The following is a 14,766-nucleotide window of genomic DNA, read 5'->3' as shown; positions in this document are numbered from 1 at the left end:
AAATTGCTATGAAAAAGAAAATCCACCGTTTTATAAGTGTAATACAAAACTAAAAAACATTTTTTAATTACGAAAACATTTCTTTTACTTTTTCAAAAAAACTTTTATCTCCTTTTTGAGGATGTGGTACAAAATTTTCGTCTTCTTTCATTTTTTCAAAGAATTCTCTTTGTTCTTTTGTTAATTTCTTAGGTGTCCAAACATTGATATGTATTAAGAAATCACCATTTCCATAACCGTTTAAACTTGGTAAACCTTTGCCTTTTAAACGTAAAATTTTCCCAGACTGAATACCTTCTTCAATCTTTATACGAACTTTTCCGTTTACGGTATCAACCTCTTTAGATCCACCCAAAACTGCATCGGCAATGTTTAGGTATAAATCATAATGTATGTTTTCGCCTTCGCGCTTTAAAAATTCATGTTCCACTTCTTCAATAGCAACAATTAAATCGCCGGGAATGCTATTGGCACCCGGAGCATCGTTTCCTTTACCCGAAACTTTTAACTGAATACCATCTGAAACACCCGCAGGTATTTTAATTGATACGGTTTCTTCTGCAGTTACCATTCCGTCTGCATCAGCGCCTTGCGGTTTTTTATCAATTGTTTGTCCTGAACCTTGACAAGTAGGACAAGGCGAAGAAGTTTGCATACGTCCTAAAATGGTATTTTGCACGCGCATCACCTGACCGGAACCATTACAAGTTCCACAGGTTTTATACGAAACGCCATCGGCTTGCACTTTGCGTTTTACTTTTACTTTTTTCTCTACACCGTTTGCAATATCTTCTAAAGTAAGTTTAACCTTTATGCGCAAATTAGAACCTTTTACCCGGCGCTGACCGCCACCGCCAAAGCCACCAAATCCGCCAAAGCCACCGAAACCGCTACCGAAGATATCGCCAAATTGACTAAAAATATCTTCCATATTATTAAAACCGCCGCCGCCAAAACCGCCAGCACCTTCAAAAGCAGCATGACCGTATTGATCGTAGCGTGCTTTTTTATCAGGGTCGCTTAAAACTTCGTAAGCTTCTGCAGCTAGTTTAAAATTTTCTTCGGCTACTTTGTCACCCGGGTTTTTGTCTGGATGAAACTCTATCGCTTTTTTGCGGTATGCTTTTTTAATAGCGCTTGCATCGGCACTTTTATCAATACCTAATATTTCGTAATAATCTTTCTTCATTGTAGTTTTTTATTGACCTATAACAACTTTTGGAAAGCGAATGATTTTCTCTCCTAATTTATATCCTTTTTCAATCACATCGACCACTTTTCCTTTTAGATCGTCGCCAGCTGGGATTTGCGTTACTGCTTCTGCGCTGTCTGCATCAAAAGCATCGCCTGGATTTATTTCTACCAAACTTAATCCTTTTGCCGACAAATTGTCACGCAATTTTGTTGCTATTAAATTAAAACCTGTCAAATGTTCGCTTTCGCCCAGTTTTTCCATCTGTGAAATGGCTCTGTCGAAATCGTCTAAAACAGGTAAAATTCCTTTCATAACATCTTCGCTTGCTGTTGCAAACAATTCAATACGTTCGCGTGCAGTTCGTTTTCTAAAATTTTCAAATTCTGCAAAAAGTCTTAAAAACTTGTCTTTTTCGGCAGCCAACTGCTCTTGTAACTGATCTGTTTCAGACAATTGCTCGGTTGTATCTGCTGGTTCATTTGCTATTTCTTGTGCAGCATTTTGCTGTATGTTTTCTTTCAATTCTTCGTTTTCCATTGTTCATTACTATTACTATCATCACTTTTTAAACAAATTTAAAGCCATTGTTGTATTTTAGACAAATTGGCAGGAAACTGCAAAATTAATCTATATTAAGAAATAACCACTACATGCATTTTTATGTTTTTGATAATAGATTTTAAATATCTTTGCAATACAAATTAATAATTTAATTATGAAAAAAAATGTATTTGCATTAGTTGCTTTGGCAGCTTTATCATTAACGGCTTGTAAAAAAGAAAACACAACTGTTGAAACAGATGCAGTTGAAACTACTACAACAGCAGCAGATGCTGTAGCATATAACGCAAATGTTGCGGAATCTAAAATTGACTGGGTTGGCGGTAAAGTTTCTGGTGACGAACACACTGGAACTATTGCTTTAAAAGACGGTCAGGTTTTTGTTGCAAACAATATGGTAACAGGTGGTAAATTTACTATTGATATGAATTCTATCACAGTTACCGATTTAACTGATGCTGAAAAGAAAGCTGGTTTAGAAGGTCACTTAAAAGGTGCTACTGCTGAAAACGCTGACCACTTCTTTAATGTTTCTAAATACCCAACTGCAGTTTTTGAAATTACGAAAGTTACTGAGGAAAACGGTAAACAAATGGTTGAAGGTAATTTAACAATGAAAGAAATTACTCACGGAATTAAATTTCCAGCGACTGTTACGGTTACTGAAGGTGATGTTACAATTGCATCAGACGAGTTTGAAATTGACAGAACAAAATGGGCTGTTAATTACAGTTCTGGATCGGTTTTTAAAGATTTAGCTGGAGACAAAGTTATTAACGATAACATTAAATTGAAAATTGCTGTTAAAGCAACAAAATAATCAATTTTATATTGCTTAAATAAGAATCCCGAAGTTTTCACTTCGGGATTTTTTATGATATATCGAAAAGAATTATTGCTCTTTTAAAACCTCTTTTATACGTTTAAAAGCTTCAATTAAAATTTCTTCGCTGGTTGCATAAGATAAACGGATACAGTTTGGGTTACCAAAAGCATCGCCCGTTACTGTTGCAACGTTGGCATATTCTAATAAATACAAGGCTAAATCATCGGCATTGTTGATTAAAACTCCGTTTAAAGTTTTACCAAAATAATATGAAACATCTGGGAAAACATAAAAAGCACCTTCTGGTACATTTACTTCCAAGCCTTTAATATCGTTTACTAAATTTAAAACTAAATCTCTGCGTTTGTGAAAAGCTTCAACCATATAACCAATTTCCGATGGATTTGCTTCTAAGGCTGCAATTGTTGCACGTTGCGCAATGGAGTTTGCACCACTTGTAACCTGCCCTTGTAATTTGGTACAGGCTTTTGCAATAAATTCGGGTGCACCAATGTATCCAATTCTCCAACCCGTCATTGCAAAGGCTTTTGCAACACCGTTTACAGTAATGGTTCTTTCAAACATTCCTGGAATGGATCCGATACTGCAAAAACTTCCCGAAAAATTAATATGTTCGTAAATTTCATCGGAAACCACATAAATATCTTTACGATTCTTTAAAACATCAGCCAAAGCGGTTAATTCTTCCTTGTTATAAACCGAACCCGAAGGGTTACAAGGCGAACTAAACCACATCATTTTGGTTTTTGGTGTGATAGCCTGTTGAAGTTGTTCTGGCGTAATTTTAAAATCAGACGCAACTGATGTTGGCACAACAACCGGGATTCCGCCTGCCATTTTAATAATTTCGTAATAACTCACCCAATAAGGCGCTGGTAAAATCACCTCGTCGCCCTCGTTAATCATTGCTTGAGCAATATTATACAACGATTGTTTGGCACCTGTTGAAACCACAATATTTGCAGGTTGATAGGTTAATCCGTTATCGCGTTGAAACTTTTTTATAATGGCTTGTTTTAATTCCAAATATCCATCAACTGGTGGATAAGTGCTCCAATTTTCATCGATAGCCGTTTTAGCTGCTTCTTTAATAAAATCTGGAGTATTAAAATCGGGTTCACCTAAACTTAAACTGATAATGTCTTTGCCCAAAGCAGTTAATTCACGAGCTTTTGCAGCCATTGCCAAGGTTTGTGAAACCGATAAATTGTTTATTCGATCTGATAACGCGTTTACACTCATTTTTATCCTATTTTATAGTATCAAAGGTAACGATAATGTAACATAATATAAAACAACCTTTGCGCTTTTTTAACATTGCAAACGTATAATTTTTATTTTAAGCGTAATTTTTATTTTTTGATGAATTTCAGCACCGTAGAACTTCCGTTTGCTTTTACAAAATACATCCCTCCTGATAGATTTTGGGTTGAAATACTAATACTTGACCGATTATTTACCGAAACCGTTTTTACCAATTGCCCCAACGTATTGTAAATGTAAAGTTTGTTGTTTTGATTATTAAAACGCGATGAATCAACACCTATCAAAACATCAGCGTCGGTTACATTCGTTGATTCAAACCACATTAAAGTTTTATCTTTTTTGAATGATGTTGTTGCTAATGGTTCGTTTATTTGAAATTGCATTACCACTGGCAAATGATCGCTCATATTATACAAATTGTTGCGCAACGTTAAAGAATACGTTCCAGAACATGAAGGATCGTTCACGCTTTTGTTTAAACAATTTTCATTGTTACCATAAGCTTTATATGTTCCGTTCACATACGAAAAACGAGTACTTGTATTAAAATTTTCACTCATCATGATGAAATCAAATCGGTCGTCTAAACCTCCTGAAGCTCCGGCGTTTGCACCGCCACCAAAACCAGAACTTGACAAACGAGTACTTTGCGTGTGCAAATAACTAAACGATGCGTTGTCTTGCCAACTTCCCGGTGCATTTATAGGATCGATCAATTTAATCGCATTTGTGGGATCTAGAATTTTCTGGTAGCCAATTTCGTTGGCATTGTAAAAATTAAAATCACCCGCAAAAAGCACATAGGTGTTAGGTTGCGTTAAATTTTGTAATTCTTGCGTAACTTTTTCTACCATGTCATAACGCATTTGTCGGTTTGCAGGTCCGGTGCTCGATTTTAAATGTGCCACAAAAACTTCTAAATAGATCGGATTTTGAGGATCCACATTTACCTGAAATGAATAATGGTTAATGTCGCGATAAACCGTTAGCAAAGTTTGCTGACCAACCAAAGTAAGTTTTCTTGTATTATAAAAAACCATTGTTTGCAAAGGATCTGCCGTATCTGTAAGATCAGGCACAAAAACAGCGCGCGCAAACGGATCAACTTGATTTTTCAACGAAGTATTTAGAATTAAATTGGCTGCATTTTCATTTGCCAATTCGCAAATCATAAACAAATCGGGTTGGTATTCATCTAAAATATCGCGCAAAATAAGTTGGCGGTTTTGCGGCAGCGAATTTGGAAATTTAAACACGTTATAAAACATTGCGTTGATTGTTTCTTGCGAAAAACCGCACAACGAAACACATAAAAAAAGAAGTGTAATTGTTTTTCTCATATTGCCCAAGTTTTAAAAAAGGAATGAAATCTATGTAACCGATAGGTTATAAAAAAAATAAATTCATTCAAAATTAAATATACTTCTTTTCCTGTTGTTAAAAATGTATTTTTGCTAAAAATTTTAGTCATGGAAGAAATTTTAGCACAATTTCCTCATTTAAGCGAGGTACAAATCAATCAATTAGAAAAGTTAAATGATTTATACCAAGATTGGAATGCAAAAATCAACGTAATTTCTAGAAAGGATATTGATGAATTGTACACCAAACATGTTTTACATTCATTGGGAATTGCAAAAATCATGGAATTTAAACCAAATGCCGATGTGATGGATGTGGGTACAGGTGGTGGTTTTCCAGCGATTCCTTTGGCTATTTTATTTCCGGAAACCAACTTTTATGCTATTGACGTGATTGCAAAGAAAATAAGAGTGGTTAACGAAGTGGCAACTGCTTTAAAATTGCAAAATTTAAAAGCCGAACAAAAAAGAGCCGAATTGGTTACCGATAAATTCGATTTTATTGTGAGCCGTGCCGTTACCAATATGCCCGATTTTGTTACGTGGGTTAAAGGGAAAACCAAAAAACAATCGGTTCACGATTTAGAAAACGGAATTTTATATTTAAAAGGCGGCGATTTATCGGAAGAATTAAAAGATTTCCCAAAAGCAACCTTATATAATTTAAGCGATTTTTTTACCAATGAATTTTTCGAAACTAAAAAGGTGGTGCATTTACCGTTGAAGTTTAAGGCATAATAAAGCAACAAATATTAGATTTACGTAAAATACAAAAAGCCAATATCTATTGGCTTTTTGTATTTTATAGAAGAATTAATTTATGTAAAAGTAGAATCTTCTTTTTAAAATATAAGATCTAAAAACACTTAATACCTCATTCTCCAAGCAGTTATCAATCCGTCTTCAACAGTAAATAAAAAATCTGCTTTGTTGGTATACCCTTCACTAGAATACTGTCCTTTAACCACAGCTTGATTTTCATTAATTACCGTGTATTGAGGATTTGCAACTTTACCTTGACGGCTTATTATATCGCTTTCGATCCACCTTCTAGTTTCATCAGCTGTTTTCATTGTTCCTTCTGCGCCATAAGCTTGAGTTGCGGTTTTTGAAAATTGTGCTCTGATAAGTTCTGCATTTTCAGTTTGCATTGCTTCAATCAAAGCTTTTATCGGTTTTAATATGGTTTCGTTTTGCATTTTTTCTAAATTTTGAGTTTTTATCTGATCGCCTTTTTGTGTCTGTCCGCAAGCCGTTAATGCAAGTGAAGAAAATAAAACAATGATTATTTTTTTCATTTTAATTCGTTTTTAAAGGATGCTGTAAATATATAATAAACAAATTTAGCAATAAAAAGGGAATTTCTATTGCAACACCTTTTAGGTCTTTATTCAACAATTGCAAACATATAATCAACAATATTCCTGCTGCCATTAAGAAGTTTCCCCACACAAAAGTTTTAGGAAACAAGATTAAAGCCGATGCTATCAATGTTACTGCTCCGTTAATTATTACTGCATTTTTACTGAGATTCCATTTTCCGAACATTTCCAACATTTCGGGTTTTGCAGTAAGCATATTCCAGCCGTGTTTTGTACCCATAAATACGGCAAAAAGAATTAAAACGGAGTTGATTATTTTTAGTATCATCATTTTTAGGATTTAAAGAAAAAGGCAAACAACAAAGTCATTTGCCTTTCAAAAATAATAATTTTTCAATTATCTCGTTGTATAACCACCGTTTGCAAAAATGGTTTGTCCTGTAATCCACCAACCGTCAGTTACCAAAAATTCTACCAATGGAGCAATGTCTTTGATGTCGGTCAATCCACCTAAATCAGATGCTTGTTTGTGGTAAGCTACTGCGTCGTCGCTTTCTTGTCCGTAAAAGAAAGGTGTATCCATTGGTCCCGGAGCAACTGCTGTTACGGAAATTCCACGAGAACCAAATTCTTTAGAAGCCGCTCTTGTAAAATGTTCTACAGGAGCTTTTGCACCCGCATAAGTGGAATAATAGCCTGTAAACGCTGCCAATAATGAAGTAACAATTGTGTTGATTTTACCGTTATCGTTCAGTTTTTTTCCTGCTTCCTGTATAAAAAAGTATGCTACTTTCGAGTTAATGTCGCTCATACTGTCGTATTCTTCTTCTGTGGTATCGGTAAATGGTTTTTTCAGCACTTTTCCAACGGTATTAATTGCGATATCTATACCTCCAAATTTTTCGATTGTTGCATCAAAAAGGTTAGTGATATTTTTTACATCCGTTAAATCTCCCTGAAACAAAAATGCTTCACCACCAGCATTCGTAATGTCTGCCAAAGTTTTTTCGGCATCTGCTTTTGTGCTGTCGCTGTTGTAATGAATTGCTACTTTTGCTCCTTTACTTGCAAAATCACGACTCAATAAACCGCCTAAATTTTTTGCACCGCCTGCTATTAAAACTACTTTTCCTTTTAAATCGTTTCTTGCCATTTTATTTGATTTTAAATGTTATATAATTGATTTTGCAAAGATGGCAAGACTTAGTATTTATATCGTGGTGAACTTTTCGGAACTTTTATCTTTTGTTCTCTTTTCTAAATTGACCAGGAGTTTGTCCCACAAATTTTTTAAAGAACTTTGAAAAGTTGGAAGGGTCGTAAGTCAATATTTTTGCGATTTCCGCAACGGATTTATCGGTTTCGGAAAGCATTTTTTTTGCTTCTTCAATAATTTTCAGGTCGTAAAAATAACAAGGGTGATTTCCTGTTTCTTTTTGAACAGTGTCTGTCAAATGTTTGTGCGACAGAAATAACTCTCTTGCAATTTTGTTGATTTCCATAAATTCATCAACATTTCCCGAAACCACATCTGCAATATGATTGTCCAAAAACTGATAGTAGTTTTCAGTAATTTCTTTGCTTCGTTTTAATATGTCTTGTTCTGTTTGTTCTGTTTGTTCCATTTACGCTAAATCAAAAAAATAACACAAAGTTGCAATTTTATGAAAAAATATTTATGGTGAACTTTTCGGATTTAATATAACCAATTGAAATCCTTATAATACAAATTTCCAATTAAATTTAAAGCATCATCAGGGTTTGTAATAAGAATTTTGTCTGAAACTACTTCGGCAATTTCTATATTGTTTTTTTATGAGATTGAATAATCATATTTTAATATTACTTATACAAATCTTTCAGAGCACCTGATAGATGAGGGTACGAAAATATATAGTTTTTTTCTTGCAGGTTTTTGGGCTGTACATGCTGGCTTGATAATACCAAAGCAGAACGTTTGCCTAAACCAAATTTAATGACAAATTCTGGAATGTTTGGCAACCACAAGGGTTTATCTAGTTCGGCTGCTAAAAGCGTTAAAAATTGTTCTTGGCGAACCGCATTTGGTGCTACAACATTGAAAAGTCCAGCTTGTTGTTGCATTAATAACTTGTAAATAATTTGCACTACTTCTTGATAATGTACCCAGCTAATCCATTGTTTGCCGTTGCCTAAATTGGCGCCCATTCCCAATGACACCACTCGTGCCAATTCGCGCAACACCCCATTGTCTTTTGATAGAATTAAACCAAAACGCGTAATGGCTGATTGTATTCCTAAGGTTTCAAATCGTGCATTTGCAGCTTCCCATTGCTTGCATACATCAGCCAAAAAATCGGTACCAAAATCAGTGGAACTTTCATCATAAACCATTGTTTCACTGGATTGATAAATACCAATTGCCGATGCGTTTACAATAGATTTTACTTGATGTTGATTATCTTTCAATGCGTTAAAAAGTGTATTGGAACAATTGATTCTACTGTCGAGAATCTTTTTTTTGTTTTCTTCTGTCCATGCACAATTTATCGTATGTCCTGCCAAGTTTACAATGGCATCTACTTCTTTTAAACAATCCAAATCGATTTCGTTATTAGAAGGATTCCAAACAAAACCAGTGTAATTAGGAGTAGTGTTGTTTATTTTATCTTCAGAAGTGGTTAAATAATGCACTGAATGCTTATTTTCTAAAAGGAATTGGCACAATGCACTTCCAATAAATCCGGTGGCACCCGTAACTAAAATCTTCATAACTATTTTGCTTTTAATGTCCATTCAAAATCATAAATTCCTACTTTATCTCCTTTTTCGTCAAATCCTTCCGAACGTACCCAAAACGAGATGCCTTCTTTGCTTTGCAGTGCTTCATTCACTTTTTCGGCAATTTGCAGCCCTTCTTCGCATTTAAAGGTTATCACACCTGTGGCTTTTTTAGTGAATTGCGATTTTTGATTGAGCACCAACATCGATACTTTTTTGTTGCTTTCTTTAATGGCTTTCATTACTAAAACGCCCGTTGTGAGTTCAGCTCCCATGTTTTGAACAGCAAAATACATGGATCGAAAAGGGTTTTGATTGAACCATTTGTGTTTTACCCGCACGGTGCAATATGCATCGGTAAGTGCATAAACCCGCACCCCACATATATATGCCGAGGGTAGATTTTTTAATAAATAAAGATTTAAGTTCCTGGTGTTGAAATCCATAATTCGCTAGCTTTTTAGCTAATTTACAAAAAAAATATTGAACAAAAGCACAGAAATATATTTGTTAAAGAATTGTTAATTATTAGTACTATGCAATACAAAGTACAAGCTTTTATATATATCTTTGTTATGTCAAAGAAATAAAAACAATAAAGCACATGCGGATGTAACCATACTAATACAATAAGCAGCACATTTCTCATAAGGTTTATTAATTTGAATTTAAGTTTACTCGATCACCATTTGGAAACATCCGCCAACTGCTTTTAAAAACAAATACGTTCTATGAATATTGAAAACACAAAAGCGCAAATGCGTAAAGGAATTCTAGAGTTTTGTATTCTATCGGTATTGAAAGACAAAGACTGCTACACGTCTGAGATTTTAGAGATACTGAAAGATGCCAAATTGCTAGTAGTAGAGGGAACCGTTTACCCTTTGCTTACTCGTTTAAAAAACGATCAATTATTAAGTTATCGGTGGGAAGAATCCACATCGGGTCCGCCTAGAAAATACTACCGATTAACCGAGCAGGGCAACGACTTTTTAAAAGAATTGTCTATAACCTGGAAAGAATTAAGCGATGCCGTTCACATTATAACAAACTCAAACAGCCATGAATAAAACCGTAACAATCAACATAGCAGGACTTGTTTTTCATATCGACGAAGATGCATATAACAAGTTAGACACCTACATTAACGCCGTAAGAAATTCTATTCAACAAGAAAGTGAAGAAGAAATTATTTCGGATATAGAATCGAGAATTGCTGAGCTTTTTGCAGAGCGTATCGATCCAAAAACAGGCGTGATTCGTATGAACAACGTAGATGAAATTATAGATATTATGGGCAAACCCGAAGATTATATCATTGAAGACGACGAACCTATCCGAAGCAATCACTTCAAAACAACCTCTAAAACCTACAGAAAAATTTACCGCGATGGGGAAAAAAGAATTTTAGGTGGCGTGTGTTCTGGATTAGGACATTACTTTAATATTGATCCGGTTTGGGTGCGTATTCTTTTTATTTTGTTGTTTTTTGCTTATGGATTAAGCTGTGTAATTTACTTGATTCTATGGGTTATAATTCCAAAAGCAGTTACCGTTGCCGATATTTTAGAAATGAAAGGCGAACCTGTGAATATATCGAATATTGAAAAACAATTTCGAGATGGTGTGAACAATTCTTATCAAAAAATAAGAGCTACAGGAAGTTCGGCAGCATCGGTTTTAAGACGCATTGTGGGCATAGCTCTTATTGTGATTAGCGTAATGGGACTTTTTGGCAGTTTTTTTGTACCAATTGCTTTTAGCTCTGACAAAATCAACTTGGCCAACGAATTTGTAAGCTATAACGAAGCCGAAATTGGTATTCCTTTTTGGGGAATTGGCTTAAGCTTGTTTATAATGAGTGCCGTACCGTTTATCGTTTTGTTATTGTTAGGTATTAAATTATTAAACAGTAAGTTAAAACACATTGGTTGGGTTTCCGCTATTTTAGGATTTATTTGGTTGGTATCTATTTTTATTTTTTCATACGTGATGATAAATTTAGATATTCAGAAAGATAAAATTGAGTCGCTTTTGGAAGATCATTTTGAACAAAAAATTTCAAAAACCGATTTATTGTTGAGCGATAACGATACCTTAAATATAATTTTTCAGAAAGATGAACGCATTTTTACAATAAATGACACCATCACTAGTGCTTACAAATACAGCGAAGTTGATGATGTACGCATTGAAGTTTTAGAATCAAGTACAGGAAATTCGTATTTAGAAATCGATGAAAAGATTTTTAACAGTAAACATTTGAACCTTAAAAAACTAGGAAAATTCAACATTGAAATTGAATCTAGTAAATTTAGTAACACATTAAATTATAATTATTCAATAAAAAGTGATACCTTAGTGCTTTCAAATGCGATTTTGACCACATTGAACGATTTTACAGAAGATTCTAAAGTGCGTATCAAATTATATATTACACCGAATCACCCACTTAAAATCAACGGTAATGATGATCATTATTTTTGGAATTTGCGTGTTGAGAAAGGTAGAAATTACTACAAGTTTAACAAAGAAGGCGAATTAGAGAACACAAACAATACTATAAACTAAAAACTTTTAAGGCTTATGTTTTATTTATTATTATTAATCGGTCAAACTTTAATTGATCTCATCAAAAGTTTGTTTTAAAAAGATAAACGCTTTCCCAAAAAGGAGAGCGTTTTTTTATGTTTTCTGATATATTTTTTAAGTTAGTTTCGAATTTTGAGCGGTAAATTGGAACAAAATTACATCTGCGTAATCATGATTTTGGCATAGTTTTGTTTGCCATCAACATTTTTGATAGAATACCTACACCTCTTCTACCCAATCCTCTTCCATGTGTTCTTTAACATCATTATAATCAGAAGAGATTTGATTGACAATATTGAAATCTTGGTACCAATTTTCTAAATCAATAATTCTTTGATAAATATATAGAATTGTTCTATTTTCAAATTAAACGAAATAGGTCGTTAACTCCTCTTCTTTAATGCTTGTAATCGCAAAATCGAAAGTTACGGGATGCAATGTCCAATTATATTGAGCAAATATTTCATTACCATGTAATAGTTTAAATTGAAGTGAATTGAAAAATAAAAAAACGTTGTCTTCAAATTCTATTAATAGTTTTAATTCATAACTTCCTTTTCCATTATAATAATACAATGCTTTAACCTTTTTCCCAGCTATTTCGTTTTTTATCACCTTTTGAATTTATTTACGTTGGTTTACTATATACCTGCCCTATTTCTCAATGTGTGTTTGTTTTTTGTAACGGGATTTTGATTTATTTAAAAATGCGCCTTAAAAGCGAAACTTGCATTTTGTTTTTTTAAGGAAGCTCTTTCATTAAATAGACCCATCCTGAATAGGTATCAAATGAAGTTTTAAATAGGTAAAAATAAGTACCAGAAGGTAATTCTCTGTTATTTCTATCCTGACCTTTCCATTGATCTATATAACCCACACCATGCTCATAAACGAGATTACCATAGCGATTGTAAATTTTAAGATCGATTAAGTTAAAAATTTCCAAATTAAAGCCATCGTTCAAGCCATCGCCGTTAGGAGATATACCTTTAGGAACCACACAATCATTCACTTGGATTGGAATAACGTGATCACACAACAATCTATTGGTTCCTGTTGCTTTAATCCATACTATATACGGGAATCTAGGCGGTTCATATTTTTGAATGTTATTTATTTCATTTATTTGGTTCTCCGCATCACTTTTTGTCTCGTAAAACTGCAGTTGCACTAAATCGGCATAATCAAACATCCGTTTTAATAAAATAGAAGCAATACCTAAATTTACTTGCCGCGGATTGTCTTTATAGTTACAAATCATCAACGGGTCTTTTAATTCGGTAAAAGGTTTCATCTGTGCTGTTAACCTAAACGATGTAAAGGCACTACAACCATTGCTTTGGTCTTTCACCCGCATCCAAATGGTGTTAGACTTGTATGTTTTCAACTCATAATAAGCAATATTTGTTAGTTGGTTTATTCCATTTTGGGCATCGCTTTCACTTTCATGCAAAGTGATTGCAACATTTGAACTATTGGTAACTTCTTGTAATTTTGGTGTAAGATTAAATACAACATAGCCATCCTCATCATAATCACAAAGAATTATATCTGTTGGCTTATTTGCTTGTGGCGAAACAATTAATTGTACGATTTTATTTGCCGAATTATTAGTTTCATCTACTTCTACCACCGTGCCATTTACAGTACCATCGTCATCAACTTTTGAAGAGAGAATGAAATTTTCGGGAATTGTTTCAGGAATTGTTAGTAGTATTGATCCAGTTTCAGAGCCACCTATGGGGATCATTGCTTTTGTGGCAGTGCTTCCTACTAACTCATTGTTTGCATAGAAATTTATTGGCACATTGGCAACTAATTTACCGGTTCCATTGCTATTATACACCGTGTATTCAACATGTATTTCTCTGTTATCACATGAAACAGTTACATCATCTATCGTGATGGTGGCATCAGCAAACAAACTGCTTAAAGCAACTAGAATATTATTAATTATTACCAAATCTTGCCCTGTTTGTATTTCTACCGTCATTTCAGTATCTCCAAGAGACAGATAATTGCCAATTTGGTAATAATCAATATCCATGTTCCACAAATTAGTTGCTCCTGTAAAAGTGTTGGTACAATTAAACGCATTGTTTATAGGATTCAACGGTGGATTTCCAATAATTTGATTGTTGATGCGCAGTTCTTCTGTTACAGCCAAGTTTTCATCACCTTCCCAAGCCAAAAAACCTACCTTAGCATTGTTTAAATTAGTTACATTTAATCCGTTTAAGGTAATTGCTACTTTTGATCCGGTATGGTCAACCAGTTCAAAACCCTCATAAATACTCACTACTCTGTTGGGCAAAAATGGGTCTTCATAAACAATCACCATCGACCATCCGGCGTAATTACTTCCGGTGGGGCAATAAGGTGCGATAATTGCTGTTAAATCTAAATCGGATAGTGTGTAAAGAACATTGCCGGTGGCTTTTACCAAACTAGACACATCTGCAAATGCACTAAAAAAGGGCAAACCTGTAGGTCCATTTGCTGTAAATGTTCTTTCAGCTCGAATGGGCGTACCATTTAATTTTACGTCTAAATCTGCTTGATTTAAATCACCTGAACCAGACCAATACAAGAATGCCGCCTGAACTTCCTGCGTGGTGTTTAAATTTAACATGGCACTAGATTGAGTTAAAATAGTACATGGGGCATTGGTTCCGTTTGGTGCACTATTCATGGTATTACCCATCATGAAAAAATCATACTGACCGGTATATTGCTTGAATAAACTAACGGATTGGCTTTGGCTATATGTTAAAAAACCAAATAATAATACGAATAATTGTAGTATTTTTATCATAACCAAGTAGTTTCAATAAAAATACAAAAAAATCATTATCAATTAGT

Annotated in this window: 16 protein-coding genes; 4 read left to right on the top strand and 12 right to left on the bottom strand. The window is 34.1% G+C overall.

Translation table 11 applies throughout. The features are described 5' to 3' along the window. Positions 1-67 precede the first annotated feature (67 nt). Together dnaJ and MG290_RS14125 are read right to left on the bottom strand one after the other, a co-directional pair. Positions 68-1,189: a molecular chaperone DnaJ gene (gene dnaJ, locus MG290_RS14130; protein ID WP_264561867.1), complete on the bottom strand. Its 1,122-nt coding sequence runs from the start codon at positions 1,187-1,189 to the stop codon at positions 68-70. Between the two features lie 9 nt (positions 1,190-1,198). Continuing rightward, positions 1,199-1,732 (bottom strand): nucleotide exchange factor GrpE, encoded by a 534-nt coding sequence (locus MG290_RS14125; RefSeq protein WP_264561866.1) that lies wholly within the window; start codon positions 1,730-1,732, stop codon positions 1,199-1,201. Positions 1,733-1,910: 178 nt separating this feature from the next. On the opposite strand from MG290_RS14125, the gene MG290_RS14120 reads away from it, so the two are divergent. After that, positions 1,911-2,576 carry a YceI family protein gene (locus MG290_RS14120; protein WP_264561865.1) on the top strand — a complete coding sequence of 222 codons (666 nt, stop codon included), beginning with the start codon at positions 1,911-1,913 and terminating at the stop codon, positions 2,574-2,576. A 72-nt stretch (positions 2,577-2,648) separates the two neighbouring features. On the opposite strand, the gene MG290_RS14115 is transcribed toward MG290_RS14120, so the two are convergent. Together MG290_RS14115 and MG290_RS14110 are read right to left on the bottom strand one after the other, a co-directional pair. Next, complete coding sequence (locus MG290_RS14115; protein ID WP_264561864.1) at positions 2,649-3,845, bottom strand: pyridoxal phosphate-dependent aminotransferase; 1,197 nt, start codon at positions 3,843-3,845, stop codon at positions 2,649-2,651. 110 nt (positions 3,846-3,955) lie between these two features. After that, positions 3,956-5,209, bottom strand: coding sequence for a T9SS type A sorting domain-containing protein (locus MG290_RS14110; RefSeq protein WP_264561863.1), 1,254 nt, complete (start codon positions 5,207-5,209; stop codon positions 3,956-3,958). 129 nt (positions 5,210-5,338) lie between these two features. Between MG290_RS14110 and rsmG the strand changes: the two genes are divergently transcribed. After that, the gene (rsmG, locus tag MG290_RS14105) at positions 5,339-5,968 is read left to right on the top strand and encodes a 16S rRNA (guanine(527)-N(7))-methyltransferase RsmG (RefSeq protein ID WP_264561862.1); all 630 of its coding nucleotides are present in this window, start codon (positions 5,339-5,341) and stop codon (positions 5,966-5,968) included. A 128-nt stretch (positions 5,969-6,096) separates the two neighbouring features. Here the strand turns inward: rsmG and MG290_RS14100 are convergent, their stop codons facing one another. From MG290_RS14100 to MG290_RS14075, 6 genes are all read right to left on the bottom strand, one after another. Then, entirely contained in the window at positions 6,097-6,528 is a 432-nt protein-coding gene (locus MG290_RS14100; RefSeq protein ID WP_264561861.1) for a nuclear transport factor 2 family protein, read from the bottom strand. Between the two features lies 1 nt (position 6,529). Beyond that, positions 6,530-6,883: a DoxX family protein gene (locus MG290_RS14095; protein WP_264561860.1), complete on the bottom strand. Its 354-nt coding sequence runs from the start codon at positions 6,881-6,883 to the stop codon at positions 6,530-6,532. 66 nt (positions 6,884-6,949) lie between these two features. Then, positions 6,950-7,705 carry an SDR family oxidoreductase gene (locus tag MG290_RS14090; protein ID WP_264561859.1) on the bottom strand — a complete coding sequence of 252 codons (756 nt, stop codon included), beginning with the start codon at positions 7,703-7,705 and terminating at the stop codon, positions 6,950-6,952. A gap of 85 nt (positions 7,706-7,790) precedes the next feature. After that, positions 7,791-8,177, bottom strand: coding sequence for a helix-turn-helix domain-containing protein (locus MG290_RS14085; protein ID WP_264561858.1), 387 nt, complete (start codon positions 8,175-8,177; stop codon positions 7,791-7,793). Positions 8,178-8,394: 217 nt separating this feature from the next. Then, complete coding sequence (locus MG290_RS14080; protein ID WP_264561857.1) at positions 8,395-9,303, bottom strand: TIGR01777 family oxidoreductase; 909 nt, start codon at positions 9,301-9,303, stop codon at positions 8,395-8,397. A 2-nt stretch (positions 9,304-9,305) separates the two neighbouring features. Next, positions 9,306-9,758: a DUF4442 domain-containing protein gene (locus MG290_RS14075; protein ID WP_264561856.1), complete on the bottom strand. Its 453-nt coding sequence runs from the start codon at positions 9,756-9,758 to the stop codon at positions 9,306-9,308. A gap of 285 nt (positions 9,759-10,043) precedes the next feature. Here MG290_RS14075 and MG290_RS14070 point away from each other — a divergent pair, with 285 nt between their 5' ends. Together MG290_RS14070 and MG290_RS14065 are read left to right on the top strand one after the other, a co-directional pair. Next, positions 10,044-10,382: a PadR family transcriptional regulator gene (locus MG290_RS14070; RefSeq protein WP_257499423.1), complete on the top strand. Its 339-nt coding sequence runs from the start codon at positions 10,044-10,046 to the stop codon at positions 10,380-10,382. Continuing rightward, the gene (locus MG290_RS14065) at positions 10,375-11,883 is read left to right on the top strand and encodes a PspC domain-containing protein (protein ID WP_264561855.1); all 1,509 of its coding nucleotides are present in this window, start codon (positions 10,375-10,377) and stop codon (positions 11,881-11,883) included. The genes MG290_RS14070 and MG290_RS14065 overlap by 8 nt, the downstream gene beginning before the upstream one ends. A gap of 387 nt (positions 11,884-12,270) precedes the next feature. Here MG290_RS14065 and MG290_RS14060 read toward each other — a convergent pair whose 3' ends face one another. Together MG290_RS14060 and MG290_RS14055 are read right to left on the bottom strand one after the other, a co-directional pair. Next, positions 12,271-12,519 (bottom strand): hypothetical protein, encoded by a 249-nt coding sequence (locus MG290_RS14060; RefSeq protein WP_264561854.1) that lies wholly within the window; start codon positions 12,517-12,519, stop codon positions 12,271-12,273. 127 nt (positions 12,520-12,646) lie between these two features. Then, entirely contained in the window at positions 12,647-14,719 is a 2,073-nt protein-coding gene (locus tag MG290_RS14055; protein WP_264561853.1) for a gliding motility-associated C-terminal domain-containing protein, read from the bottom strand. Between the last annotated feature and the right edge of the window lie 47 nt (positions 14,720-14,766).

Source organism: Flavobacterium sp. CBA20B-1 (assembly GCF_028473145.1).
Classification (GTDB): Bacteria; Bacteroidota; Bacteroidia; order Flavobacteriales; family Flavobacteriaceae; genus Flavobacterium.
Note: the sequence above shows the minus strand (reverse complement) of the source record. Positions and strands in the feature narration are given on the sequence as shown.